The following is a 25,647-nucleotide window of genomic DNA, read 5'->3' on the forward strand; positions in this document are numbered from 1 at the left end:
ACGTGAGCACCCCCGACCTTCCCCTTGCCCAGAGCGGCGGCTGCGGCGACGGCTGTGCCTGCGGCGCTGCCGACGCCGACGAGGAATACCTGGAGTGCGGGCTCGACCCCGCGCTCGCCCAGCTCCTGGCCGACGCGGGACTCGACCCCGTCGAGGTCGAGGACATCGCCAACCTCGCCATCCAGGAGGACCTGGACCACGGCGTCGACGTGACGACGGTCGCGACCATCTCCGAAGAGGCGGTCGCCACCGCCGACTTCACCGCGCGCGAGGCGGGCGTGGTCGCCGGCCTCAGGATCGCCGAGGCCGTCGTCTCGGTCGTCTGCACGGACGAGTTCGAGGTCGAGCGGCACGTGGAGGACGGCGACCGCGTGGAGGCCGGCCAGAAGCTGCTGTCGGTCACCACGCGCACGCGTGACCTCCTCACCGCCGAGCGCAGCGCGCTCAACCTGCTGTGCCGCCTCTCCGGCATCGCGACCGCCACGCGCGCGTGGGCGGACGTGCTGGACGGCACGAAGGCACGCGTGCGGGACACCCGCAAGACCACGCCGGGCCTGCGCTCCCTGGAGAAGTTCGCCGTCCGCTGCGGCGGCGGCGTCAACCACCGCATGTCGCTGTCCGACGCGGCCCTGGTCAAGGACAACCACGTGGTCGCCGCGGGCGGCGTCGCCCAGGCTTTCCAGGCCGTGCGGGAGGCCTTCCCGGACGTGCCGATCGAGGTCGAGGTCGACACCCTGCACCAGCTGCGGGAGGTCGTGGACGCCGGCGCGGACCTGATCCTCCTGGACAACTTCACGCCCGGGGAGTGCGCCGAGGCGGTCGGCGTCGTCGGCGGGCGCGCCCTGCTGGAGGCGTCGGGCCGGCTGACCCTGGAGAACGCCAAGGCGTACGCCGACACCGGCGTCGACTTCCTGGCCGTCGGAGCCCTGACGCACTCCTCGCCGATCCTGGACGTCGGTCTGGATCTGCGAGCGGCGGAGTAGGAAGCGGGAACCGGTCATGCTGCTGACGATCGACGTGGGCAACACGCACACCGTGCTCGGCCTCTTCGACGGTGAGGAGATCGTCGAGCACTGGCGGATCTCCACCGACGCCCGCCGCACGGCGGACGAACTCGCGGTGCTCCTGCAGGGCCTGATGGGCATGCACCCGCTCCTCGGAGTGGAGCTGGGCGACGGCATCGACGGCATCGCGATCTGCGCCACCGTCCCCTCGGTGCTGCACGAACTGCGCGAGGTGACCCGGCGCTACTACGGCGACGTGCCCGCCGTGCTCGTCGAACCCGGCGTGAAGACGGGCGTGCCGATCCTCTTCGACAACCCCAAGGAGGTCGGCGCCGACCGCATCATCAACGCGGTCGCCGCGAACGAGCTCTACGGCGGCCCGGCGATCGTCGTCGACTTCGGCACCGCGACGACGTTCGACGCGGTCTCCGCGCGCGGGGAGTACGTCGGCGGGGTCATCGCCCCCGGCATCGAGATCTCGGTCGAGGCGCTGGGCGTCAGGGCCGCGATGCTGCGCAAGATCGAGGTGGCCCGGCCCCGGAGCGTGATCGGCAAGAACACGGTGGAGGCGATGCAGTCCGGGATCGTGTACGGGTTCGCCGGCCAGGTCGACGGGGTCGTGACCCGCATGGCCCGCGAGCTGGCCGACGACCCGGACGAGGTGACCGTGATCGCGACGGGCGGCCTGGCGCCGACCGTCCTCGGCGAGTCTTCGGTGATCGACGAACACGAGCCGTGGCTGACCCTGATCGGCCTGCGCCTGGTCTACGAGCGGAATGTGGCGCGTATGTGAGTGGCTCAGCCGCTGAGTGACCTCAGCGGCTCGGCGGTTCGGCGTGGCCCCGCGCGGTCGGGTCTTCGCGCGGTCAGGTCTTCGGACCGTGCGGGGCCGCCGGGCGGAATCAGGCGCGCCACACCCGCCCCCTATGTCGAATTTGTCTGATTAGCGCGTATCGTCGCGGCATGCCCACGCCCTACGGATCCCGCGGCGGCATGGCGTTCGGCGCGGAGGAGCTGCGCGTGCTCCGCCGAGCCCTCGCCCTCGCCCTCCACCCCGGCCCCGTCTCCGCAGAGGACGTCCAGGACTGCCATCGCCTCGCCGAGTCCCTCGACGAGGCGATGTGCGAGGCCGCCCGGCTGCGGGCCTTCCTGGTGGCCGACCTCGCCCGGTACCGCGCCGCCCTCCCCGGCACCGCCGCCGGCTACCTCACGCTCCTGGGGGAGGTGCTCGGCGCCGGCCACCGGCCCGACCCCGACGACCTCGCCGCCCTGCGCGCCCTGCGGGGCAATCCCGTGGCCGCGGCCCTCCTGGACCGCTGCCGGACGCTCGCCGAGCAGGGCGTACGCGTCCGCCTGGCCCGCCGTACGGCCCGTCGGGCCGCTCCGGCCGCATCAATCGTCGCTCCGGCCGTCCCGACGTCCCGTACGCGCCTCCTGGCCCTTCCTGGGGGCCGTTCCGGCGAGGGCTGCGACCGGCTCTCCGTCCTGGTCGAGGGGGCGGGGGAGAGTCCGGGCGAGGAGCCGCGGCGGAAGCCCGCCGAGAAACCGGCCGCGCCCGCTCCCGGTCCCGTCCCCGTGAAGCCCGCCGATCCGCAGCCCGCGCGACGGCCCGTCCCCACCCCGGGCGAGGTCTTCCCGCGCCGCAAACCGGCCCCCCAGCCCGCCGATCCGGAGCAGCGGCAGCGACTGGCGGCCGGCTGAGCGGCGCCACTGGCCGCTGCAAGCACACCTCACGCCTAACCGACCCCGCCCCGGTGTCCCGTTTCTCCGTGGCTACCCTGGATCCATGGACTATGTCTCCGCGCTCGTGCCTCCCGTCGTCATGGCCGTGTTCTTCATCGGCGTGATCAGGGTGATCGTGAAGACCCAGGGCGGGGCCAACAAGGCCAAGGAGGACGCGGCCGTCGACGCCGCCCTCGCGCGCGCGGAGGGCGCCCACCAGGCCTCCGTGAGCCGCGACGCCTGACGCGTCGGCTTCTTCCACGGCGTACGACTCCCTTCGGAGCCGTACGCCCTTTTTGTTGCTGTTTACCGATGAACGTGCACGTCCGGCACGCGATTGGCGAGATCTCCCACTATTGTTCTGAGCTGTGCCTCGCCCATTGGGAGAACTCGAAGACTCGGTCATGACGCGGGTGTGGAAGTGGAACCGCCCGGTGACCGTTCGAGAAGTCCTGGAAGACCTTCAGCAGGAACGGTCCATCGCCTACACCACGGTGATGACCGTTTTGGACAATCTCCATCAGAAGGGCTGGGTGCGCCGTGAGGCGGAAGGCCGGGCCTATCGATATGAGGCGGTCTCCACCCGTGCCGCCTACGCCGCCGCCCTGATGAACGACGCCTGGGCGCAGAGCGACAACCCCGCCGCCGCTCTCGTCGCGTTCTTCGGGATGATGAGCGACGAACAGCGACACGCGCTGCGCGACGCCGTCCGTATCGTCCAAGGTCCGGAAACTTCCGAACCGGCAACTGCGGGGGGTGCCGAGGAGAACCCCGGCTCGGCAACGGAGGGCGGCGGGCGATAGCGTCCGCACATGTCAGCAGAGAGCCCCTCCGCCGAGAACCTCGAAGTCAGTGCTAAAGCCATCACCGTCCGGCGGGCCCGGACCGGCGATGTCCCCGCCGTACGTCGTCTCCTTGACGCGTACGTCCGCGGCGGCATCCTGCTCGACAAAGCGACGGTGACTCTTTACGAGGACATCCAGGAGTTCTGGGTCGCCGAACGCGACGACAACGCCGAGGTGGTCGGCTGCGGCGCCCTGCACGTGATGTGGGAAGACCTGGCGGAAGTGCGCACTCTCGCGGTGAAGCCCGGGCTGAAGGGCGCCGGGGTAGGTCACCAGTTGTTGGAGAAGTTGCTCCACACTGCACGCTGGCTCGGCGTTCGCCGTGTTTTCTGCCTGACCTTCGAAGTGGACTTCTTCGGCAAGCACGGCTTCGTGGAGATCGGTGAGACGCCGGTCGACACCGATGTCTACGCGGAGCTGCTGCGTTCCTATGACGAGGGCGTAGCAGAGTTCCTCGGACTCGAACGAGTGAAACCGAACACCTTGGGCAACAGTCGGATGCTTCTGCATCTGTGATCGTCTGTGTTCATTCTGTCCGGCCCCGCCTTGCCCGGGTTCCCTATGTCCGAAACGCGCACGTTTCCGGGCGGGAGGCGGGCTGCCGGTCTCTGCCGGGGGTTTGTGTTTTCCCAGCAAAAGCGGTTTGCTTTCCGACGTACTGCAGTACTGCATATAACAGGGCTCGGCTAAACGGCGGACGCCGCGGACCCCCGACCCTCACGTTTTCGATGAAAGGAAATCCGGTGGCACAGAAGGTTCAGGTCCTTCTTGTCGACGACCTCGACGGCGGCGAGGCGGACGAGACCGTGACGTTCGCGCTGGACGGCAAGACCTACGAGATCGATCTCACGACGACCAATGCGGACAAGCTGCGCGGTCTTCTCGAGCCCTACGTGAAGGGTGGCCGTCGTACCGGTGGCCGTGCTTCGGGCGGCCGTGGAAAGGCGCGCGTCGCTTCCGGCGGCGGCAGCCAGGACACCGCCCAGATTCGCGCGTGGGCGAAGGAGAACGGTTACGAGGTCAACGACCGTGGCCGTGTTCCCGCGTCCATTCGCGAGGCCTACGAGAAGGCCAACGGCTGAGCGCACGCGCGCCGAAGCCGGACACGGTGACAGTGCGTCGCCAGCGTGTCCACCAGCCGTACGAGATCGGGGGCGCCCCCAACGCCCCCCAGCGCCGACATCGTCGGCAGCGAGGCCTCGACCTCGCACCCCGCCACGGGGGGCCGCAGCCATACGGCGGCCCCCTGCACTGGCCCGGGGACGTTCGGGCCGTCGCGGCCAGGGGGCGAGGGCGCCTCGATGAGCCCGCCCACCCCGATCGCCGTCAGATCCAGCGGCAGCGCGCCCCACTCCAGCCACTGCAGGATCCCCGGCAGCTCCTCCGCGCCGCCCGCGGCCACCAGCAGCCGCATCCGGTCGCCCCGCACGGCCACCGGAGAGCCCGGTGCCAGTCGCCGCAGCGCCGCGTGACCCACCTCGGCCGGCGCCTCCAGCACGTCGAAGCGCTCGCCCACCAAAAGTCGTACCGGCTCCCCGGGCACGGTCGCCCAGCCCAGTTCGTTCTCGTACCAGCCGCGGATCAGGTCGTCCGGACCGTCCGGGGTGAGCGGGCGACGAGGGAGGGGAACGGTGGCGATCGACGGGACGACCGCAGGGACGATCGGGGGGACTGAGCCAACCATGCCAAGTGCAACCGCCGGAAGAGCGTGCGAGTTACGCTGGGTGCTCTCACGGATGCACACAGTGTCGACAAAGGGGGCGTGCGGGGGGCTCGGGAGGCGCAAGGTTGTTCGCCCGTAGCGGAGGGAACCGGTGCGCACGGCATGGACTGTCAGTCCGAGCGGGTAAGACATCCCTAGTGGGAGGGGGCGACACGCAGAAAAAGGCCGTCTCACGTTCGCCATCGGCGTACTGGTGACTGGGGTAAGTGCCTGGCCTGCGGGAACATCGTCTCGCACCATCAGGTTGGAGCAGATGTCGGCGTTCGGGGTCAGGAGGCCATCGACGGTGTCGGCAGTTGGAATGAGCGGTCCCCGCTTGCGGGACTAAGCTGCGGAAGGACAGGGAGGGGAAGTTCCCCCCACTGCCTGACCGCTCTGAGGAGCGATTAACGATGTTCGAGAGGTTCACCGACCGCGCGCGGCGGGTTGTCGTCCTGGCTCAGGAAGAAGCCCGGATGCTCAACCACAACTACATCGGCACCGAGCACATCCTCCTGGGCCTGATCCACGAGGGTGAGGGTGTCGCCGCCAAGGCCCTTGAGAGCCTCGGGATTTCGCTCGAGGCGGTCCGCCAGCAGGTGGAGGAGATCATCGGGCAGGGGCAGCAGGCCCCGTCCGGGCACATCCCCTTCACCCCCCGTGCCAAGAAGGTCCTGGAGCTGTCGCTCCGGGAGGCCCTTCAGCTGGGTCACAACTACATCGGCACGGAGCACATCCTGCTCGGCCTGATCCGCGAGGGCGAGGGCGTCGCCGCCCAGGTCCTCGTCAAGCTGGGCGCAGATCTCAACCGGGTGCGGCAGCAGGTCATCCAGCTGCTCTCCGGTTACCAGGGCAAGGAGACCGCCACCGCCGGCGGCCCTGCCGAGGGCACGCCCTCGACGTCCCTGGTCCTCGACCAGTTCGGCCGGAACCTCACCCAGGCCGCTCGTGAGTCCAAGCTCGACCCGGTCATCGGGCGCGAGAAGGAGATCGAGCGGGTCATGCAGGTGCTGTCCCGCCGTACGAAGAACAACCCGGTCCTGATCGGTGAGCCCGGCGTCGGCAAGACCGCCGTCGTCGAGGGCCTCGCCCAGGCCATCGTCAAGGGCGAGGTGCCCGAGACCCTCAAGGACAAGCACCTCTACACCCTGGACCTCGGCGCGCTGGTCGCCGGCTCCCGCTACCGCGGTGACTTCGAGGAGCGTCTGAAGAAGGTCCTCAAGGAGATCCGCACCCGCGGCGACATCATCCTGTTCATCGACGAGCTGCACACGCTGGTCGGTGCGGGCGCCGCCGAGGGTGCGATCGACGCGGCTTCGATCCTGAAGCCGATGCTGGCCCGCGGTGAGCTCCAGACCATCGGCGCCACCACGCTGGACGAGTACCGCAAGCACCTGGAGAAGGACGCGGCCCTCGAGCGCCGCTTCCAGCCCATCCAGGTCGCCGAGCCGTCCCTGCCGCACACGATCGAGATCCTCAAGGGTCTGCGCGACCGGTACGAGGCCCACCACCGCGTCTCCATCACGGACGAGGCGCTGGTCCAGGCCGCCACCCTGGCCGACCGGTACATCTCGGACCGCTTCCTGCCGGACAAGGCGATCGACCTGATCGACGAGGCCGGCTCCCGGATGCGCATCCGCCGGATGACCGCGCCGCCGGACCTGCGCGAGTTCGACGAGAAGATCGCCGGCGTCCGCCGCGACAAGGAGTCCGCGATCGACTCGCAGGACTTCGAGAAGGCCGCCTCCCTCCGCGACAAGGAGAAGCAGCTCCTGGCCGCCAAGGCCAAGCGGGAGAAGGAGTGGAAGGCCGGCGACATGGACGTCGTCGCCGAGGTCGACGGCGAGCTGATCGCCGAGGTCCTCGCGACCGCCACCGGCATCCCGGTCTTCAAGCTGACCGAGGAGGAGTCGAGCCGCCTGCTGCGCATGGAGGACGAGCTCCACAAGCGGGTCATCGGCCAGGTCGACGCCGTCAAGGCGCTGTCGAAGGCGATCCGTCGTACGCGTGCCGGTCTGAAGGACCCGAAGCGTCCCGGTGGCTCGTTCATCTTCGCCGGCCCGTCCGGCGTCGGTAAGACCGAGCTGTCCAAGGCGCTCGCCGAGTTCCTCTTCGGCGACGAGGACGCGCTGATCTCCCTCGACATGTCGGAGTTCAGCGAGAAGCACACGGTCTCGCGTCTCTTCGGCTCCCCGCCCGGATACGTGGGCTACGAAGAGGGCGGCCAGCTGACCGAGAAGGTCCGCCGCAAGCCGTTCTCCGTCGTCCTCTTCGACGAGGTCGAGAAGGCCCACCCGGACATCTTCAACTCGCTGCTGCAGATCCTGGAGGACGGTCGCCTGACCGACTCCCAGGGCCGGGTCGTGGACTTCAAGAACACGGTCATCATCATGACGACCAACCTCGGCACCCGGGACATCTCCAAGGGCTTCAACCTGGGCTTCGCGGCCTCGGGCGACTCGAAGACCAACTACGAGCGCATGAAGAACAAGGTGTCGGACGAGCTCAAGCAGCACTTCCGCCCCGAGTTCCTCAACCGTGTCGACGACGTGGTCGTCTTCCCGCAGCTCACCCAGGCGGACATCCTGCGGATCGTCGACCTGATGATCGGCAAGGTGGACGAGCGCCTGAAGGACCGGGACATGGGCATCGAGCTCTCCCAGTCCGCCAAGGAACTGCTGTCCACGAAGGGCTACGACCCCGTGCTGGGCGCCCGGCCGCTGCGCCGGACCATCCAGCGGGAGATCGAGGACACGCTCTCGGAGAAGATCCTCTTCGGCGAGCTGCGCCCCGGTCACATCGTGGTCGTGGACACGGAGGGCGAGGGTGAGACCAAGACCTTCACCTTCCGCGGCGAGGAGAAGTCGGCGCTGCCCGACGTCCCGCCGATCGAGCAGGCGGCCGGCGGCGCCGGACCGAACCTGAGCAAGGAGGCCTGACCCTCCGGGGGCTGAGCCTCCGGGGTCTGAGCCGACGAAAGGGGCCGGTGCTGAAAAGCACCGGCCCCTTTCGCATGCCCGAGCTGCCATTTGGCCCGGGCCGGGTCCTGCCCGGGCTGAGTCGTGTTCTGCCGGAGTTACGACAGCTGTCCGTCGTAGTCCGGCAGCTTGTACGTCTTCTCGGCGTGGCCGCCCGACAGGTCGGTGGCGCTGTTGCCGATGTTCGCGATGATCGTGTAGCCCTTCGACTCGATGTCGACGCGCTGGGCGGTCTTGTAGGCGGCGACGTCCTTGAACAGGTCGAGGAAGCCGCGGACGTAGAGGCCGGAGACCTGGTAGCCGACGTACTTGAGGTTGTAGTCGGTCACCCCGGAGATGATGCCCGGGCGGGCGGTGACGAAGAACAGCGAGACGCCGTGCTCCTGGGCGTACTTGGCGACCTCGAGGACCGGCTTGTTGGCCGGCTGCGGGTAGCTGAAGCCGAAGTCGGTCTCCAGGGTGGTGTTGTCGATGTCGAAGACGATCGCCTGCTTCTCGCCCGGCTTGACGGCGGCGATGCGCTGCTTCAGCTCCGGCAGGGCCTGGTTCATCACGGTCTGGCAGTCGGCCTGCCAGGTGGCGTAGTCGACGTCCTCCGCGGCGGCTGCGGTGGCGACGGTGGAGGTGCCGGCGGCCGTCGCGGCCTGGGCGCCGACCGGGACGGCCATCGCGGTGACGGCGGCCGTCGCCACGGCGGTCATGGCTATGCGGCGGGTCCAGGTACCTCTGGTCATGGGGTGGGGGTCCTCTCGCGTCCGTGCGCTGCCTATGTCGTGGGCATGATCTTCGGTGGGGGTGGCCTGAGGGGAACCAGCGGGTTACTGGACGGTAGATGGCGATGAGAGGCCGATCACAGCCCCGTGCATACGATCGTGACCAGGGTCACAAGTGGCCCCCGGGGCAGGGGAGTAGCCCCCGTCACATTCCGAAGTCCCTTGAAGCGGGCGGCCGGTGACAAGCCGCACAGGCGATTCGACCCCTACTAGGGCGGATAGTCGCAGCGCGAATCGGGTCAAAAAGGACGCAAGTCCTGGAACCTCGATGCCTGCTCCGGCCTCCGGGGCGACTTCAGGCATGGCCTCTGACCTGGATCGGCATCGAATGTGCGGTTTATGGGCGATCTGTCAAGGATCATTAAGTTTTGGGATGAAGTACTAGCTTCAGTCGTAGATCACACGTTTGGGGGTCCGGGGGCCCCGGGGTTACCAAGGGATGACCCATTCGGCGGATGTCCGTGCTCGACCGAGCCCGTCCGTGCGCCGGGTGGCTTTTCTGTCCCCGTCCCCATGAGGTCTTCGATGTTCCAGCGCGTCACGTTCCGTTCTTCCCGTACGTCCCCGCTCCGCGCCCGTGTGGCCGTCGGCGTCGCCGCCCTGGGCGCCTCGGTCGTGCTGGGAACCGGAGTGGCGTCCGCCGCCGCGCCTGCTGCGGCGCCTGCCGCCGCACCCGCCGCCGCCAAGACGGCCGCCTCGGCCGCGTCCTGGATCGACCCGGTGAAGAAGTACACGCTGTCCGCCGGCTTCGCCCAGGCCGGCGCGATGTGGCAGTCCACCCACAGCGGTCAGGACTTCGCCGTGCCGAGCGGCACCACGGTCATGGCCGCCCACGGCGGCACCGTGGTCAAGGCCGGCGGCAACGGCGCCGGCGACGGCCCCGCCTACGGCAACGCCATCGTGATCAAGCACGCCAACGGCGTCTACTCGCAGTACGCCCATCTCTCGCGCATCGACGTGAAGGTCGGCCAGGTCGTCAAGACCGGTCAGAAGATCGCCCTGTCCGGCAACACCGGCAACTCCAGCGGCCCGCACCTGCACTTCGAGATCCGCAAGACCGCGAACTACGGTTCGGCGATCGACCCGGTCGCCTTCCTTCGTGCCAAGGGCGTGAAGGTCTGACGCGCAGGTCTGACGTAGAGAACCGGCGCGTCGGCTCGACGCTCAGGTGGTCAGGAGCCCTGGTGCGCCTGAGTCACCAGATCGATGGCGACCTCGAGGACGGCTTCCCGCTTGTCCTCGGGGTCGCCTTCGAGGTCCTGCAGCAGGAACATGCCGGCGTGCAGTGTGAAGATGGCGCTCACGCAGCGGACCTGGTCGGTGAGCGGGGCGTCCGGGTCGATGATGATGTGGCGCAGACCGCTCATCCGGTCCTTGAAGGACTCGCCGATACGCAGCTCGCGCACCGTCGCCTGGTTCTCCTGCATGAAGCGGAAGAGCGGGGACGCGTCGGCGAGGGTCTGGCTGTAGCGCCGTACGATCTCCTGCTTGGTGTCCAGGGTGTGCGGCTGGCCCTTGCCCCACTCGATCAGGTCCTCGATCGGCTTCGTCAGATCCGTGAAGATGCTGACGATGATCTCTTCCTTGGTCTTGAAGTGGTAGTACAGCGCTGCCTTGGTGACGTCCAGGCGCTCGGCGATCTCGCGCAGCGAGGTCTTCTCGTAGCCCTGTTCGGCGAAGAGTTCGAGTGCCACGTCCTGGATGCGCTGGCGGGTGTTGCCGCGCCGCTGCTGCTTGGTGCCGTCCATGATGACGTCCATCCTCGTACTCCTCGCGCCGCCGCGGAAACTTACTTGCCGCCCGGCTAGTTAGCCTCGGAAACTTACTTGACGCCCGGCTAGTGACAGGTCTACCTTCCCCAGTGTAGTGAACTAGCCGGGCGGCAAGTAAGTAGCCGGCCGGGGGAGTACCCAGGGGAGTGGGCAGATGGCGGACGCACAGGCAGTCGGGGTCGAGGAAGAGAAGAAACCGAGGAGCGTGCGGGTCGTCCTGCTCGCACTCATGATCACCATGATGCTCGCGATGCTCGACAACATGATCGTGGGCACGGCGATGCCGACGATCGTGGGCGAGCTCGGGGGTCTGGAACACCTCTCGTGGGTCGTGACCGCGTACACCCTCGCGACCGCGGCCTCCACCCCGATCTGGGGCAAACTCGGCGACATGTACGGGCGCAAGGGCGCCTTCATGTCGTCGATCGTGATCTTCCTGATCGGCTCCGCGCTGAGCGGTATGGCCCAGAACATGGGCGAGCTGATCGGCTTCCGCGCCGTCCAGGGTCTGGGCGCGGGCGGTCTGATGGTCGGCGTCATGGCGATCATCGGCGACCTCATACCGCCGCGGGAGCGCGGCAAGTACCAGGGCATGATGGCCGGCGTCATGGCGCTCGCGATGATCGGCGGCCCGCTGGTCGGCGGCACCATCACCGACAACTGGGGCTGGCGCTGGTCCTTCTACATCAACCTGCCGCTCGGCGTGGTCGCGCTGGCTGCGATCAGCGTCGTACTGCATCTGCCGAAGAAGCGGTCGCAGGCGCGCATCGACTATCTGGGCGCCGGGCTGCTGACCGTCGGCATCACCTCCATCGTCCTCGTCACCACCTGGGGCGGCACGGAGTACGCCTGGTCGTCCGCGCGGATCATGGAGTTGATCGGGATCGGCGTCGCCTCGCTGATCGGGTTCGTCTTCTGGCAGACCAGGGCCGCCGAGCCGATCGTGCCGCTGCACATCTTCCGCAGCCGCAACTTCACGCTGATGTCCCTCATCGGCTTCGTCACCGGCTTCGTGATGTTCGGCGCGACCCTCTTCCTGCCGCTGTACCAGCAGTCGGTGCAGGGCGCCTCCGCGACCAACTCCGGTCTGCTGCTCCTGCCGATGCTCGGCGCGATGCTGGTCACCTCGATGGTCGCGGGCCGGGTGACCACCAACACCGGCAAGTACAAGGTCTTCCCGATCGTCGGCAGCGTGCTGATGGTCGTCGGTCTGTACCTGCTGTCGCTGATGGACACCGGGACCAGCCGGTTCACCTCCGGGGTCTACATGGCCGTCGTCGGTCTCGGCATGGGCTGCCTGATGCAGATCACCATGCTGGTCGCGCAGAACAGCGTGCAGATGAAGGACATGGGCGTCGCGTCCTCCTCCACCACCCTGTTCCGTACGCTCGGGTCGTCGTTCGGCGTCGCCATCATGGGCGCGCTGTTCAACAACCGGGTGCAGGACGTCATGGCCGAGCGCGCCGGGTCCCTGGGGTCCAAGGTCACCGAGCAGTCCGCACAGCTGGACGCGGCGAGCCTGGCGAAGCTGCCGGCCGCGGCACGGGAGGCCTACCAGCACGCGGTGTCCTCGGGCACGCACTCGGCGTTCCTGCTGGGAGCCATCGTCGCGGTGGCCGCGCTGGCGGCGTCCCTGTTCGTCAAGGAGGTCCCCCTCAAGGGAGCGGGACCGCAGAAGGCGGACGAGGCGGACGAGACGTCGACGGAGGGCGCGGGCACGCTCCCCTCGGTCGTCGAGGCCGTCTGATCCCCCGTGATCCCGAGATCCCCCGGATCCCAGATCTTCGTGATCCCTCGGATCCCTCGGATCCCTCGGATCCCTCGGATCCCCTGATCTCTCAGTGAGCCGAAGGCCTCCGGTCGGCGTCCGCCCCGGGGGCCTTCGGCGTGGGCGGGGGCCCCCGGCGTCGCAGGGGCCCTTACGGCATGATCGGAAAGCTTCCCGTGCTCGTCGGGGCGTGTTCGGGCAGCCACAGGACGGCGACCGCGCCCTCGGAGGGTATGTGTGCCGGGGCCCCCACCGGGCGGACGTTGCGGAAGGTCAGCCGGGCACCCAGCACGCGGGCCTGACCTGCGGCGATGGTGAGCCCGAGACCGTGGCCGTGTCCGGCGCGGTCGGCGCTGCCGGTGCGGAAGCGGCTGGGGCCCTCGGCGAGCAGGTTCTCGGGGAAGCCGGGGCCGTGGTCGCGGACCCGGATGACCCGGCCCTCGACGGTGACCTGGATCGGCGGCTTGCCGTGCCGGGCGGCGTTGGCGAGCAGGTTGAACAGCACGCGCTCCAGGCGCCGTGGGTCGGTCGTGACCATCGACTCGTGCACGATCCGCACCTCGACGTCGGGGTCCTTGGCCGCCACCCGCCGGGCGACGAACTCGCCCAGCACGATGTCCTGCAGCTCGGCCCGCTCCGAGGCGCCGTCCAGCCGGGCCACCTCCAGGACGTCCTCGACGAGCGTGCGCATGGCCTTCGCCCGGTCCAGGACCAGCTCGGTCGGCCGGCCGGGCGGCAGCAGCTCGGCGGCCGTCAGCAGCCCGGTCACCGGGGTGCGCAGCTCGTGCGCGATGTCGGCGGTGACCCGGCGCTCGGCCTCCAGCCGCTGCTGCAGGGCGTCCGCCATGGCGTCCACCGCGCTCGCCAGGTCGTCGGTCTCGTCCCGGACGACTCCGCCGATGGCGTCCCGCACCCGTACGTCCGGCTCGCCCCTGGCGACCCGGTTGGCCGCGGCCGCCGCCTTGCGCAGCCGGCGCGACAGCTGCCCGCCGATGAGGACGCCGAGCGCGCTGCCGCCCAGGACGACCGCGATGGAGCCGATCACCAGCGCCTGGTCGAGGTCGTAGAGGATGTCCGTGCTGCGGTCGGTGAAGGCGGTGTGCAGGGACAGCACATGACCGTCCTTGAGCGGCACGGCCGCCCAGATGTCCGGCACCCCGCCGGGCCGGTCGGAGACGAACGTCGCCCGGCGGCCCTCCCGGACCTTCTCCCGCAGCTCCGAGGGCAGCCCCGAGTCGTCGATCTTGACGTTGGGGAAGTTCAGCCGCCCGGAGAGCTCGTAACTGCGCTGGGCGACCTGGACGCGCTCGTCCGCCAGGTCGCGCGCGTTGTCCAGCATGGACACCCGGGCCGCGTTGTGCACGACCAGGCTGAGCGCGATCGCGACCAGCGCGCCGACCAGGGCGATCGCCGCGCTCAGCTTCCACCGCAGACCCGTCCGGATGCCCGTGCGCTCCATGTGGGCCGGAACCAGGTGCCGGATCATCCCCCGCATCCCTCCACCTCTACCCCTGCCTCCACCTCTGCTGCCCCTGCCCCGCTCAGGCCTTCAACTTGTAGCCGAAACCGCGGACCGTCTCGATGCGGTCCTGGCCGATCTTCGTGCGCAGCCGCTGCACATGGACGTCGACGACCCGGGTGTCACCGCCCCAGCCGTAGTCCCACACCCGCTCCAGCAGCTTGTCCCGCGACAGGACGGTGCCCGGCGCCGAGGAGAACTCCAGCAGCAGGCGCATCTCCGTCGGGGTGAGGGCGACGGGCTGTCCCGCCCGGCGCACCTCCATGCCCTCGGTGTCGATCTCCAGGTCGCCGAAGGTCAGCACGCCCCCGGCGGTCGCGGCGCTGTCCTCGGCGCGGTCGCCGCCGCCCGCGTGCCCGAAGCGGCGCAGCACGGCGCGGATCCGGGCGACCAGGACGGCGCCGTCGAAGGGCTTGGTCACATAGTCGTCGGCGCCGGCCTCCAGGCCCAGGACGACGTCGATGGAGTCGGCGCGCGCGGACAGCATGATCACGGGCACGGTCGACTCGTCGCGGATGCGCCGGCACAGGCTCACGCCGTCCAGGCCGGGCACCATGACGTCCAGCAACGCGATGTCGGGGCGGTCCGCCCGGAACGCCTCCAGGCCGGACAGTCCGTCGGGCATCGCGGTGACCATGAAGCCGTCCCGCTCCAGGGCGAGCTGGGTGGCCTCGCGGATGACGTCGTCGTCCTCGACGAACAGAACGTGGGTCTGGTCTGCCATCCCGGTGCTCTCAGTCCTCATATGTGGTGTCGGTCGTACCGTGTGGTGTCGGTCGTACGGCGGTCGGGGCGCGGGGCGCCCCTTGAGGGGGACGCCCGGAGCGGGTGGTCCGTTCATTTGTTCATCGGTCGGGGCGGCCCGATCGGTTCACGTCCCCGGAGGTTTTCTCCGCCCGATTCGCGGGCCCGACTCTTCCGGCCGATTCTTCCGCCCGCTTTTCCGCCCGACCACCGCGGTGCAGGCTTCCGCCACGGCCGTACAAGTCCGCTGCTCGCCCCGGGACAGGTCCACCGCTCGCCGCCGTACAGGTCAGCCGCTCGCCGGTACGGGCGTCGGGTCGCCGCCGACTACGGTGCTGTAGTCGTTGTGGGTGCTGAACGCCTCGTCGAAGCCGCCCGAGGTCGCCCAGCGGTAGGTGATCACGTTCTCGCCGGACGGGCTCGAGACGGGGTCGCCCTTCTTGTACACCTGCTTCGTCACCACCAGGTCGCCGCGGTCTATCTCGGCGTACACCGGGGGCTCCTCGTCCTTGAACACGTTCTCGTACCGGTGACCCTCCTCCCGGTACACATACGATCCGACGCCGACCGCGTCACCGCAGGTCAGCACGTTGACGACGACATCGCTGACGGTGTCGTCGGTCAGGTCGCCGTAGGAGACGTCGACCGGGTACTCGTCGCCGACGCAGGGCTTCAGCTCGCGCTTGACCTCCGCCGAGACCTCGGGGTCGTCCTTCACGAGCCGGACCGCGTCCACCTGGCCGCGGGCGGCGGTGGGCTCGACCGAGGGAGAGGCCGTGGTGCCGCCGACCATCGCGTCGGCGTGGGCCGGGCCCTCGTCGCGGGCGCCGGTGCCGCCGGTGGCGCACGAGGCGACGAAAAGGGCGAGGGCGGCGAGCACGGCCACCGCCGTGATCGCCGCCTGGAGGGCGCCTCGGGCCGGTGTGGGCCCTGCGTCGGTCAGGCCGCCACGCAACGCTCCCGCTCCTCACGCTCCAGCGCGCGTGCGTCCAGATCGCGGGCTTCCAGCTCCTCGCGGAGCCGGGCGAGCGCCCGGTGCAGCGTGCTCTTGACCGTTCCCGCCGACATGCCGAGGGCTGCGGCCGTCTCCTCCGTGGACATCTGCTCCCAGTGTCGCAGCACCACGACGCTGCGCTGCTTCGGAGCGAGCACCTTCATCGCGTCCATCAGCAGGGCGCGGTCCGCGTGCTGCTCGGTGGAGTCGTCCACGGACGCGTCCGGGAGCTGCTCGGTGGGCACTTCCTCGAGCTTGCGGGCCCGCCACCACTCGGTCCGCGTGTTGATCATCACCCGGCGCAGATAGGCGTCCGCGAGCCGCTTGTCCGCGATGCCGTCCCAGCGGCCGTACGTCCGCGCCAGCGCCGTCTGCAGGAGGTCCTGTGCGTCGACGGGGTCCGGGACCAGCCGACGGGCGCTGCGCAGCAGCGCGTCCTGTCGGGTGCGGACATACTCCTCGAACTCGAGCACCTCGCCCTGCGCCATGGTCAACCCCTTCGAATCCCCGTTTCCGGCCGGACTGTCGTCCGCCGGTTCCCGCCTGTGGTCGGTAGCCGTCGTGCCGCTGCCGGGCACACAAATGAAGCTACGGAGGTGTTGTCACGGCGCTGTCCGAAGCAGCCTGCGGCTAGCGCTCGGCTGTCCGTCGGTTGTGTAACGGAAATGAGTTCGGGGTAAAGAAGCAGGCTGAATCGCTCGCGTATGGGGCGTTTCATCCCGTCGGGGAGCGTGACAAAGGCGCGCGGACGGCCGTACGGAGCCCGCTCGGCTGTGAACTGACCGTGCGTCAGGTCAGCGGCAGGCGGTACAGCCCGCCTTGCAGCGGCTCCACCAGGCCGTCCGCGACGAGGCCGTCCAGCGCACGCGCGCGTTGCACCGGCTCGTGCCACACGCGGTCCAGGGCCGCCTGCGGCACGGGCGCGTGCGCCTCCCTCAGGACGGCCAGCAGCTTGCCGCGGACCTGCCGGTCGGTGCCGGCGTACGTCTGGCCGCGGCGCGGCGGTCCGTCGTGCTCCGGCTTGCCCGCGAGCCGCCACGCGCACTGTCCGGCGATCGGGCAGCGCACGCACGTCTCGTTCTTCGCCGTGCAGACCAGCGCGCCGAGCTCCATGGACGCGGCGGCCCAGCGGGCGGCGGTCTCCTCGTCGTCGGGCAGCAGGGCGCGGGCCAGCTTGCGCTCGGCCGCCGTGGTGGCGTTCGGCGGATACTGCACGCCGGTCACCGCGCGCGCGAAGACCCGCCGGACGTTGGTGTCCAGGACGGCGTGCCGTCGGCCGTAGGCGAAGGAGGCGACGGCCGCGGCCGTGTACTCGCCGATGCCGGGCAGTGCCAGGAGCTGCGCGTGGTCCGACGGTACGTCGCCGCCGTGCCGTTCCGTTATGGCCACCGACGCCCCGTGCAGCCGCAGGGCGCGGCGCGGGTAGCCGAGCCGTCCCCACGCGCGTACGGCCTCGCCGGGGGCCTCCGCGGCCAGGTCGGCGGGGCGCGGCCAGCGGGCGAGCCACTGCTCGTAGACCGGCAGGACGCGGCTGACCGGCGTCTGCTGGAGCATGAACTCGCTGACCAGCACGCCCCACGCGCCGGCCTCGGGGCGCCGCCACGGCAGGTCGCGGGCGTGCTCGTCGAACCAGCCGATGACGGGGGAGTGCAGGTCGGCTCCGGACGCCTCGCCGGGGATCCTGGGGACCGTTCCGGGGGTCGGCCGCTCGGCGGGCGGCGGGCCGGAGACGTCGTCGGCGGGACGGCTGTACGGGGGCTTCGTGGGCGCAGTCATGGCCCTTCCGATCCTGCCATGCGCGACGGGGCACGCGCGCGTACCGCGGCCCGCAGGGGCGGAGCCCGGAAGCCGCGTCGCGCGTACGCCGTAGTCATGGCCAGAGGTGCAAGGAGCGCGACTGCTAACGCGGAGCGGGCCGGGCGGGCGCAGGGGCGGCGGGGAGGGTGGCGCTCACCGGCTGTCGCCGGGGGGCGGTCGGTGAGTGAAATCGGCTGCGGAGGAGCGGAGGCGCGGAGTCCGGAAGGGCGGTCCGAGGGACGACCGGAAGGCCGACCGGAATGATGATCCGGAAAAGTTGTGGTCGTGGCGGCGGGTGGGGCCAGGTAAGCCGACGATCTCTCGTACAGTTTGCGCCGTGGGATCTCTGCGCAATCCGGTCGGTCCGCTTCCCTCCACCATCTACTGGCGACGGAGGGGCGTACTGCTGTCCGTGATCGCCCTGTTGGCGTTGCTGGTCACGTGGATCGTGGCCTCGGGCGGGGGCGGCGGCGACAACGGAACCGACGGGGCCAACGGCAAGAATCCCGCGTCCTCCATCACGCCGGGGCCGTCCGGCTCCGGGCCCGCGATCAGCCAACACCCGGGCGGGCGCGACGAGTCGAGCGAGGGGGCCTCCAGTGGCTCCGGCTCGGGCACGGGATCGGGGTCGGGGGACGGCTCCGGCGACTCCGGCACGGGCAGCGTCGGCTCGACGGGCTCCGACGGCGCGGATGACAGCGCCAACGGCAGCGGCAGCGGTTCGGGCACGACGCTGCCGGCCGGGACCACGCTGCCCAACTGCACCGCCAGCATCGTCACGTTGACCCTGCGCAGCGTCCAGAACGCGTACTCGCCCGACGAGACGCCCACGTTCCGGCTGACCGCGAAGAACTCCTCCGGAAGCGACTGCAAGGTCGATCTCGGGCCCAAGAGCGCGGTGTTGACGATCACTCAGGCAGACGGCGACGACGACTACTGGTCGTCGGCCGACTGCCCCAAGACGTCCGGCGGTCTGCTGTACCGGGTGCCGGCCGGCGGCGACTTCGTCTACACCGTGAAGTGGGACCGCAAGCCGAGCGCACCGCAGTGCGCGACGCCTCCGGCGGGTACGGCGGGCGCGGGCACGTATCTCGTGGAGGCGAAGGCCCCCGGCTTTGCGAAGGCGCAGACGTCGTTCGTGCTCGAGGCCGACTGAGCCGGCGCCCCCGGGGGTGCGCAGGGGCGCGACCAGGCGCTACGACTCACAACTCGCGCCCGCGCGGGACTCGGCGCACAGCAACGGCCCGCGCCCCTCGGCGCACGCCACCCGGGCCAAGGGCGCCGGTCTCACGCCGTACTGCTTGAGTCCGGATGCATCGCGTGCGCAGACGTACCGCGTGCGTCAGACGTACCGCTCCAGGATCGACGACTCCGCCAGACGGGACAGGCCCTCGCGGACGCTGCGGGCTCGGGCCTCGCCGACGCCGTCCACCGTCTGGAGGTCGTCGACGCTCGCGGCGAGGAGCTTCTGCAGGCTGCCGAAGTGCTCGACGAGCCGGTCGATGATCGCACCCGGGAGGCGCGGGACCTTGGCCAGGAGGCGGAAGCCGCGCGGTGAGACGGCCGAGTCGAGAGCCTCGGGGGAGCCGGTGTAGCCCATGGCGCGGGCCACCGTGGACATTTCGAGGAGTTCGGCGTGGGTGAGCGCGTTCAGCTCGTACAGCGCCTCGTCGACCGTGCGGGAGCGCTTGGCGGTGGGCTCCGGAACGTAGTCCCGGACCACCAGCTCGCGCTCCGGCTCCACGCCGGCGATCAACTCGTCGAGCTGGAGGGCGAGCAGACGCCCGTCCGTGCCCAGTTCGACCACGTATTCGGCGATTTCGGTGGCGATGCGGCGCACCATCTCCAGGCGCTGGGCCACCGCGGAGACGTCCCGGACCGTGACCAGGTCCTCGATCTCCAGCGCCGACAACGTGCCCGCGACCTCGTCCAGGCGGAGCTTGTAGCGCTCCAGGGTGGCCAGGGCCTGGTTCGCGCGGGACAGGATAGCCGCCGAGTCCTCCAGGACGCGGCGCTGTCCGTCGACGTACAGGGCGATCAGGCGCATGGACTGGGAGACCGACACGACGGTGAAGTCCACCTGCTTGCTGACCCGGTCCGCCGTACGGTGCCGGGTGCCCGTCTCCTCCGTGGGGATCGTGGGGTCCGGCACCAGCTGGACGCCGGCCCGCAGGATCTTCGACAGGTCGGAGGAGACCACGATGCCGCCGTCGAGCTTGCACAGCTCACGCAGGCGCGTGGCCGTGAACTCGACGTCCAGGACGAATCCGCCCGTGCACATCGTCTCGACGGTCTTGTCGGAGCCCAGCACGATGAGCCCGCCGGTGTTGCCGCGCAGGACCCGCTCCAGGCCGTCGCGCAGGGCCGTCCCGGGGGCCACCGCGCTCAGCGCGGCGCGCATCAGGCCGTCGGCGCCGGAACTCCCACCAGACTTTCCGGGAGCTGCCGCCCGGTCGTTGGCTGCCACTGCACTCCTCCGGTCACAGGTTCTGAGGCGCTCCCGTTTCGCGCACTGGTTTCGTACGGACGGGCGAGACCAGGGCAAAGTCTACCGGCGGTCCTCCGCTTCCCGTGGGGCCTCTCGGCGACGGGACCGCGGCAGCACCCGCAGAGCGTCCCCTATGTCCGCGACTTCCAGGACCTTCATGCCGGCCGGGACCTTGCCGGGGTCGCCCGGCACGAGCGCGTGCGTGAAGCCCAGACGGTGGGCTTCGGAGAGCCTGCGCTGGACGCCCGTGACCCGTCTGACCTCGCCCGCGAGGCCTACTTCGCCGATCGCGACGAGGTTCTTCGGCAGTGGGGTGTCGCTCGCGGCGGAGGCCAGCGCGAGGGCGATCGCCAGGTCCGCGGCGGGCTCCGAGAGCTTCACCCCGCCGACCGTCGCCGAGTAGATGTCCCGTTTGCCCAGGGCGCTGATCCGGCCGCGCTGCTCCAGGACGGCGAGCATCATCGAGACCCGGGACGTCTCCAGACCGGAGGTCGTCCGGCGCGGGGAGGGGATCTGCGAGTCGACGGTGAGGGCCTGGACCTCCGCGACGAGCGGGCGGCGGCCCTCCAAGGTGACCGTCAGACAGGTGCCCGGGACCGGTTCGTCACGACGGGTCAGGAAGAGGCCGCTCGGGTCGGTGAGGCCCGTGATGCCCTCGTCGTGCAGTTCGAAGCAGCCGACCTCGTCGGTGGCGCCGTAGCGGTTCTTCACGCCCCGGACGAGACGCAGGCGCGCGTGCCGGTCGCCCTCGAAGCTCAGGACGACGTCCACCAGGTGTTCCAGCAGGCGGGGGCCGGCGATCGCGCCGTCCTTGGTGACATGTCCCACCAGGAGCGTGGACATGCCGCGTTCCTTGGAGGCGCGGATCAGGGCGCCGGCGACCTCGCGGACCTGGGCCATGCCGCCCGGGGCTCCGTCGATCTCCGGGGAGGCCACCGTCTGCACGGAGTCCACGATCAGCAGCGACGGCTTCACCGCGTCCAAGTGGCCGAGGACAGCCGCCAGATCGGTCTCGGCGGCCAGATACAGGTCGTCGTCGATCGCGCCGATCCGGTCGGCGCGCAGCCGGACCTGGGACGCCGACTCCTCGCCCGTCACATACAGCGTGCGGTGCTCGGCGCTCGCCGCCTTGGCCGCCACGTCCAGCAGAAGGGTCGACTTGCCGACGCCGGGCTCGCCCGCGAGCAGGACGACCGCGCCGGGGACCAGTCCGCCGCCGAGCACCCGGTCCAGCTCGGGCACGCCGGTGGAGCGGGCGGTGGCCTGACGGCCGTCGACCTGGCCGATGGGCACGGCGGAGGTGGTGACGCGGCCCGGCGCCGTCGTGCGCACCGCGGGCGCGCCGTACTCCTCGACCGTCCCCCAGGCCTGGCACTCGGGGCAGCGGCCGAGCCATTTGGCCGTCTGCCAGCCGCATTCCGTGCAGCGGTAGGACGGACGGTCCTTGGCGGTCTTCGTACGGGTGGCCATGCGCAAACCGTAACCGCCGCGACTGACAGCCGGACGCGCCTGTGGACGAACGGCGTTCCCGGCCGCCCCGCGCCGGCCCCCGGACGGGACGGGCACCCCCTGTGAACCAGCCACCCCCGTCACGAATGAGCCATGGAACCCCCCTTTCCTGTCCCCTTATGAGGGATCGTTTCACCCGTACGGATTAAAAGGACTCAAGGGACAAGAAGACCTAGTTCCGCGCCGCCTACGGTCCACGGGTGATGAGCAGCAGCCCGGAAACCTCGACCCGCACGACCGGCGCACACCGGGTGCAGCGGGAGGCGCACGACCCCACTGCGGCGCGTACGCCGGCGCAGCGGACGCCCGCGCGCTACGAGCCGTACCTGGACGGACTCTTCACCTACTGCCTGTCCGTCCTGTGCGACCACGACGCGGCCATCGCCGCCCTCGGCGACGTCCTCGCGCTCGCCGAGCGGCGCGGCCACCGTGTCCCGGGCGCCGTCGGCGATCTCCGGGCCTGGCTGTACGCCCTGGCCCGCTGGTCCTGTCTGCGCAGGCTGACCGAGGCCAAGCAGAAACGTCAGGGCACGCACGCGGCGGGCCGTCCCGCCGCCCACCGAGAGCCGGGCGCGCAGCCCGCCGCCACCCCGACCGTCCCCGACGACCAGGAGCAGCAGCGGCGGCGCGAACTCGCCCTGCTCGCCTGGCCGGAGGCCGCCGGCACCACCCCGGAGCAGCGTGAGGCGCTCGAACTCGCCGTACGCCACCGCCTCGCCGCCCACGAGGTCGCCGCCGTCCTCGGCATGGACCACGTGTCCGCCCGCGAGCTGCTGGCCTGCGCCGCCTGCGAGGTCGAGCGCACCCGCGCGGCCCTCGCCGTCGTGGAGACCGGCGGCTGCCCCGGCGTGGCCCGGCTCACCGGCGACCGTCGGCTGGTGCTCAGCGCGACCCTGCGGCGCGAACTGGTCCGGCACGTCGACGACTGCCCGCACTGCCGCCGGGCCGCCGAGCGCGCCGTCCCCGGCCGCTGGCCCGGCGCCGGGGTCACCCCCGCCGAGCTGCCCGTCCTGGAGGCGCCCCGCGCGGCCCTGCACCTGGCGATGGCGCACCTCCCGCGCGCGCGGGGCGCCGATGCGCCGCGCTTCGACCGGCGCGGCTTCCCGATGGACCCCAAGGACCGCGCCGCCCGCCGGGACCGGCTGCGCGCGCGTGCCGTCACCACGACCGTGGTCGCCACCGTCATCGCGGCGCCCGTGCTCGCCCTGTGGGCGGCCTACCGCGCCACCCCGACCGGCGAGGGCGGCGACGGGCGCTCGGCCAGCGCCAGCGAGGCCCACGACCCCGGCAGCCTCGACGGCGGGACGGCCGGCGGCTACGAGAACGCCGGAAACGCCAGCACCAGGCCCGGCTCCGGCTTCGACAAGACCGGCAAGGGCGGCAGGCCCGACGTCTCCGTGGAGGTCGTCAGCGTCACGGGACTCGGCAAGAAGGGCGCCGGAGGCCTCTCCGTGACGGCCGGCAACAGCGGCGACACCACCCTGATCACGCTCACCGCGTCCGACGACGCCGACGCCCCGGTCCGTTGGTCGGCCACCACCCCGGCCCCCTGGCTCTACCTCAGCGAGTCCACGGGCTCCCTGAAGCCCGGCGAGTCGGTGACGATCAAGGTGTACGTCGACTCTCTGCGCGAGCCGTCAGGGCACTGGCACGCGCGCGTGGCGGTCGCCCCGGCGGGCGCGGTCGTCTCCATCGACGGCTACGGCAGGGCGCCCGGCGGCCCCGGGAACCCCGGTCCCGGCCGCCCCGGACATCCCGGTGACCAGCCCCCGTCGTCCGGCGACCCGGAGCCGACCCCCACCGCCCCCGCCTCCCCGGACCCCGCCCCGAGCGACCCGCCGCCCTCCTCCGACCCCGAGCCCACGCCCGGCGACCCGTCCCCGTCGGCCCCGCAGAGCTCGACGCCGCCGCCTACCGACAACGGCGACAACGGCGACAACGGTGACCCGAGCCCGACGACGTCGTAGCCCTCAGGCGACTCAGGCGACTCCGGGGCCTCCTGGGCCTCAGCCGACCGGGCCGACCGGCTTGACCGGGTCCGCCGGATGCGGCGCCAGCAGCGGAAGCTGCGAGGCCAGCCGCTCCTCGCACAGCTCGACCAGCCGGTCGTAGCCCGCCTTGCCCATCAGCTCGGTCAGCTCCGGCCGGTAGGACACGTACACCGGGTCGCCCGCGCCGTGCGCCGAGGTCGCCGACGTGCACCACCAGTGCAGGTCATGGCCGCCCGGACCCCAGCCGCGGCGGTCGTACTCGCCGATCGAGACCTGCAGCACGCGTGTGTCGTCGGGCCGGTCGATCCAGTCGTACGTCCGGCGCACCGGCAGCTGCCAGCAGACGTCCGGCTTGGTCTCCAGCGGCTCGCGGCCCTCCTTCAGGGCCAGGATGTGCAGCGAGCAGCCCGCGCCGCCGGCGAAGCCGGGGCGGTTCTGGAAGATGCACGAGCCGTTGAAGGGGCGGGTCTGGCGGGAGCCCTCGTCGTCCTCCGAGACCCAGCCGCCGCGCTCGCCCTCGGCGTGGTGCTGCCAGATGTCGGGCGTGAGCCGAGCCACATGCCCGGCGACCCGCTGCTCGTCGTCCTCGTCGGAGAAGTGGGCGCCCAGCGAGCAGCAGCCGTCGTCCGCGCGGCCCGCCTGGATGCCCTGGCAGCCGCTGCCGAAGATGCAGTTCCAGCGAGAGGTCAGCCAGGTCAGATCGCACCGGAAGACCTGTTCGTCGTCCGCCGGATCAGGGAACTCCACCCACGCGCGCGCGAAGTCGAGGCCCTTCTCGTCCGCAGCCAGGGCCTTCTTCGACTTCTTCGCCGACGTCACCGGCTTCGCCTGCGCAGAACCGGCGGTGGATTTGTCAGGATTCGCCTTTTTCGTCTTTGGCACCCGTCCAGGGTAAGTCGCCGAAGGCCCCTTAGGGGACGGTCGACCGCCTCGTGGGCAGTAGCGTTCCCTACATGAGACTCGGTGTCCTCGACGTGGGATCGAACACGGTGCATCTGCTGGTCGTGGATGCGCACCCGGGCGCGCGCCCCCTGCCCGCGCACTCGCACAAGGCGGAGCTGCGCCTTGCCCAACTCCTCGACGAGGACGGAGCGATCGGCCCCGAGGGCGTCGACAAACTGGTCACCGTCGTCCACGAGGCGCTCCAGGCGGCCGAGGACAAGGGCGTCGAGGACCTGCTGCCGTTCGCGACCTCCGCCGTGCGCGAGGCCAGCAACGCCGACGACGTCCTCGCGCGCGTGCAGACCGAGACCGGCGTCGAGCTCCAGGTCCTCAGCGGCGCCGAAGAGGCCCGCCTCACCTTCCTCGCGGCCCGCCGCTGGTTCGGCTGGTCGGCCGGAAAACTCCTGGTCCTGGACATCGGCGGCGGCTCCCTGGAGATCGCCTACGGCATCGACGAGGAGCCCGACAAGGCCGTGTCCCTGCCGCTGGGCGCCGGCCGCCTCACCGCGGGCTGGCTGCCCGGCGACCCGCCCGAACCCGAGGACATAAGGGCCCTGCGCCGGCACGCCCGCGCGCAGATCGCCCGTACGGTGGGGGAGTTCAGCCGGTTCGGCGCCCCCGACCGGGTCGTCGCCACGTCGAAGACCTTCAAGCAGCTCGCCCGCATCGCCGGCGCCGCCCGCTCCACCGAGGGCGTCTTCGCCCAGCGCGAGCTCAAGCGCGAGTCCCTGGAGGCCTGGGTGCCCCGGCTGGCCGGCATGACCACCGCCCAGCGCACCGCGCTCCCGGGCGTCTCCGAGGGTCGAGCCAACCAGCTGCTCGCCGGCGCGCTGGTCGCCGAGGGCACGATGGACCTCTTCGGCGTGGAGACGCTGGAGATCTGCCCGTGGGCGCTGCGAGAGGGCGTGATCCTGCGCCGACTCGACCACATGGGCTCGGTGTAGTCGACGTACAGCATGGACGTACGCCGCGGACGCACGCCGTGGACGTACGGCATGGATGTCGTGCGCCATGAGCGACTCACGTCACAGGCGACCTACGCCACGAGCGGCCACAAACCACCCGTACCGCGCGTGGCGAAGTCCACAACGGGTAACAG

General features: G+C 70.7%; 24 protein-coding genes. 13 read left to right on the forward strand and 11 right to left on the reverse strand.

The features are described 5' to 3' along the window. Positions 1 to 2: 2 nt before the first annotated feature. The 7 genes from nadC (at position 3) to OG562_RS24415 (ending at position 4,653) form a co-directional block, all read left to right on the forward strand. Complete coding sequence (gene nadC, locus OG562_RS24385; RefSeq protein WP_266401184.1) at positions 3 to 983, forward strand: carboxylating nicotinate-nucleotide diphosphorylase; 981 nt, start codon at positions 3 to 5, stop codon at positions 981 to 983. Positions 984 to 999: 16 nt separating this feature from the next. Continuing rightward, positions 1,000 to 1,797: a type III pantothenate kinase gene (locus OG562_RS24390; protein ID WP_266401186.1), complete on the forward strand. Its 798-nt coding sequence runs from the start codon at positions 1,000 to 1,002 to the stop codon at positions 1,795 to 1,797. Positions 1,798 to 1,997: 200 nt separating this feature from the next. Beyond that, positions 1,998 to 2,705 (forward strand): hypothetical protein, encoded by a 708-nt coding sequence (locus OG562_RS24395; protein WP_266409493.1) that lies wholly within the window; start codon positions 1,998 to 2,000, stop codon positions 2,703 to 2,705. 85 nt (positions 2,706 to 2,790) lie between these two features. After that, positions 2,791 to 2,970, forward strand: a complete 180-nt coding sequence (locus OG562_RS24400) for a hypothetical protein (protein ID WP_266401190.1) — start codon at positions 2,791 to 2,793, stop codon at positions 2,968 to 2,970. A 136-nt stretch (positions 2,971 to 3,106) separates the two neighbouring features. After that, on the forward strand, positions 3,107 to 3,529 hold the full coding sequence (locus OG562_RS24405) for a BlaI/MecI/CopY family transcriptional regulator (RefSeq protein ID WP_266401193.1): 423 nt from the start codon (positions 3,107 to 3,109) through the stop codon (positions 3,527 to 3,529). 9 nt (positions 3,530 to 3,538) lie between these two features. After that, the gene (locus OG562_RS24410; protein ID WP_266401196.1) at positions 3,539 to 4,087 is read left to right on the forward strand and encodes an amino-acid N-acetyltransferase; all 549 of its coding nucleotides are present in this window, start codon (positions 3,539 to 3,541) and stop codon (positions 4,085 to 4,087) included. Between the two features lie 227 nt (positions 4,088 to 4,314). Next, a complete protein-coding gene (locus tag OG562_RS24415) occupies positions 4,315 to 4,653 on the forward strand; it encodes an Lsr2 family protein (protein ID WP_266401199.1) in 339 nt (112 codons plus the stop codon). On the opposite strand, the gene OG562_RS24420 is transcribed toward OG562_RS24415, so the two are convergent. Continuing rightward, on the reverse strand, positions 4,632 to 5,255 hold the full coding sequence (locus OG562_RS24420; protein WP_266401201.1) for an SCO3374 family protein: 624 nt from the start codon (positions 5,253 to 5,255) through the stop codon (positions 4,632 to 4,634). The genes OG562_RS24415 and OG562_RS24420 overlap by 22 nt on opposite strands. Before the next feature lie 431 nt (positions 5,256 to 5,686). On the opposite strand from OG562_RS24420, the gene OG562_RS24425 reads away from it, so the two are divergent. Next, on the forward strand, positions 5,687 to 8,212 hold the full coding sequence (locus tag OG562_RS24425; protein WP_266401203.1) for an ATP-dependent Clp protease ATP-binding subunit: 2,526 nt from the start codon (positions 5,687 to 5,689) through the stop codon (positions 8,210 to 8,212). A 137-nt stretch (positions 8,213 to 8,349) separates the two neighbouring features. Here the strand turns inward: OG562_RS24425 and OG562_RS24430 are convergent, their stop codons facing one another. Next, positions 8,350 to 8,985 carry an HAD family acid phosphatase gene (locus OG562_RS24430; protein ID WP_266401205.1) on the reverse strand — a complete coding sequence of 212 codons (636 nt, stop codon included), beginning with the start codon at positions 8,983 to 8,985 and terminating at the stop codon, positions 8,350 to 8,352. A 564-nt stretch (positions 8,986 to 9,549) separates the two neighbouring features. On the opposite strand from OG562_RS24430, the gene OG562_RS24435 reads away from it, so the two are divergent. After that, complete coding sequence (locus OG562_RS24435; protein ID WP_266401206.1) at positions 9,550 to 10,146, forward strand: M23 family metallopeptidase; 597 nt, start codon at positions 9,550 to 9,552, stop codon at positions 10,144 to 10,146. 50 nt (positions 10,147 to 10,196) lie between these two features. Here OG562_RS24435 and OG562_RS24440 read toward each other — a convergent pair whose 3' ends face one another. Then, positions 10,197 to 10,784, reverse strand: coding sequence for a TetR/AcrR family transcriptional regulator (locus tag OG562_RS24440; protein WP_266401208.1), 588 nt, complete (start codon positions 10,782 to 10,784; stop codon positions 10,197 to 10,199). A gap of 166 nt (positions 10,785 to 10,950) precedes the next feature. Between OG562_RS24440 and OG562_RS24445 the strand changes: the two genes are divergently transcribed. Next, positions 10,951 to 12,543, forward strand: a complete 1,593-nt coding sequence (locus tag OG562_RS24445; protein WP_266401211.1) for an MDR family MFS transporter — start codon at positions 10,951 to 10,953, stop codon at positions 12,541 to 12,543. A gap of 172 nt (positions 12,544 to 12,715) precedes the next feature. Here OG562_RS24445 and cseC read toward each other — a convergent pair whose 3' ends face one another. The 5 genes from cseC to OG562_RS24470 form a co-directional block, all read right to left on the reverse strand. After that, positions 12,716 to 14,059 carry a two-component system sensor histidine kinase CseC gene (gene cseC / locus OG562_RS24450; RefSeq protein ID WP_266401213.1) on the reverse strand — a complete coding sequence of 448 codons (1,344 nt, stop codon included), beginning with the start codon at positions 14,057 to 14,059 and terminating at the stop codon, positions 12,716 to 12,718. Between the two features lie 46 nt (positions 14,060 to 14,105). Then, positions 14,106 to 14,807: a two-component system response regulator CseB gene (gene cseB, locus OG562_RS24455; protein ID WP_266401215.1), complete on the reverse strand. Its 702-nt coding sequence runs from the start codon at positions 14,805 to 14,807 to the stop codon at positions 14,106 to 14,108. A gap of 309 nt (positions 14,808 to 15,116) precedes the next feature. Next, the gene (locus tag OG562_RS24460; RefSeq protein ID WP_266401217.1) at positions 15,117 to 15,782 is read right to left on the reverse strand and encodes a hypothetical protein; all 666 of its coding nucleotides are present in this window, start codon (positions 15,780 to 15,782) and stop codon (positions 15,117 to 15,119) included. Further along, positions 15,767 to 16,309: a SigE family RNA polymerase sigma factor gene (locus tag OG562_RS24465; RefSeq protein WP_266401220.1), complete on the reverse strand. Its 543-nt coding sequence runs from the start codon at positions 16,307 to 16,309 to the stop codon at positions 15,767 to 15,769. The genes OG562_RS24460 and OG562_RS24465 overlap by 16 nt, the downstream gene beginning before the upstream one ends. Before the next feature lie 301 nt (positions 16,310 to 16,610). Then, positions 16,611 to 17,597 carry an A/G-specific adenine glycosylase gene (locus tag OG562_RS24470; protein ID WP_266401223.1) on the reverse strand — a complete coding sequence of 329 codons (987 nt, stop codon included), beginning with the start codon at positions 17,595 to 17,597 and terminating at the stop codon, positions 16,611 to 16,613. A gap of 358 nt (positions 17,598 to 17,955) precedes the next feature. On the opposite strand from OG562_RS24470, the gene OG562_RS24475 reads away from it, so the two are divergent. After that, positions 17,956 to 18,774 (forward strand): hypothetical protein, encoded by an 819-nt coding sequence (locus OG562_RS24475; RefSeq protein WP_266401225.1) that lies wholly within the window; start codon positions 17,956 to 17,958, stop codon positions 18,772 to 18,774. A 186-nt stretch (positions 18,775 to 18,960) separates the two neighbouring features. Here the strand turns inward: OG562_RS24475 and disA are convergent, their stop codons facing one another. Both disA and radA read right to left on the reverse strand, forming a co-directional pair. Beyond that, positions 18,961 to 20,085 (reverse strand): DNA integrity scanning diadenylate cyclase DisA, encoded by a 1,125-nt coding sequence (gene disA / locus OG562_RS24480; RefSeq protein WP_266401230.1) that lies wholly within the window; start codon positions 20,083 to 20,085, stop codon positions 18,961 to 18,963. 81 nt (positions 20,086 to 20,166) lie between these two features. Beyond that, on the reverse strand, positions 20,167 to 21,576 hold the full coding sequence (radA, locus tag OG562_RS24485) for a DNA repair protein RadA (protein WP_266401232.1): 1,410 nt from the start codon (positions 21,574 to 21,576) through the stop codon (positions 20,167 to 20,169). Positions 21,577 to 21,815: 239 nt separating this feature from the next. Here radA and OG562_RS24490 point away from each other — a divergent pair, with 239 nt between their 5' ends. Then, positions 21,816 to 23,582, forward strand: a complete 1,767-nt coding sequence (locus OG562_RS24490; RefSeq protein WP_266401233.1) for a hypothetical protein — start codon at positions 21,816 to 21,818, stop codon at positions 23,580 to 23,582. Positions 23,583 to 23,621: 39 nt separating this feature from the next. Here the strand turns inward: OG562_RS24490 and OG562_RS24495 are convergent, their stop codons facing one another. Continuing rightward, complete coding sequence (locus OG562_RS24495; protein WP_266409494.1) at positions 23,622 to 24,425, reverse strand: hypothetical protein; 804 nt, start codon at positions 24,423 to 24,425, stop codon at positions 23,622 to 23,624. Between the two features lie 134 nt (positions 24,426 to 24,559). On the opposite strand from OG562_RS24495, the gene OG562_RS24500 reads away from it, so the two are divergent. Beyond that, positions 24,560 to 25,492, forward strand: coding sequence for a Ppx/GppA phosphatase family protein (locus OG562_RS24500; RefSeq protein ID WP_266401234.1), 933 nt, complete (start codon positions 24,560 to 24,562; stop codon positions 25,490 to 25,492). Positions 25,493 to 25,647: the final 155 nt, after the last annotated feature.

The organism is Streptomyces sp. NBC_01275 (assembly GCF_026340655.1).
Lineage (GTDB): Bacteria > Actinomycetota > Actinomycetes > Streptomycetales > Streptomycetaceae > Streptomyces.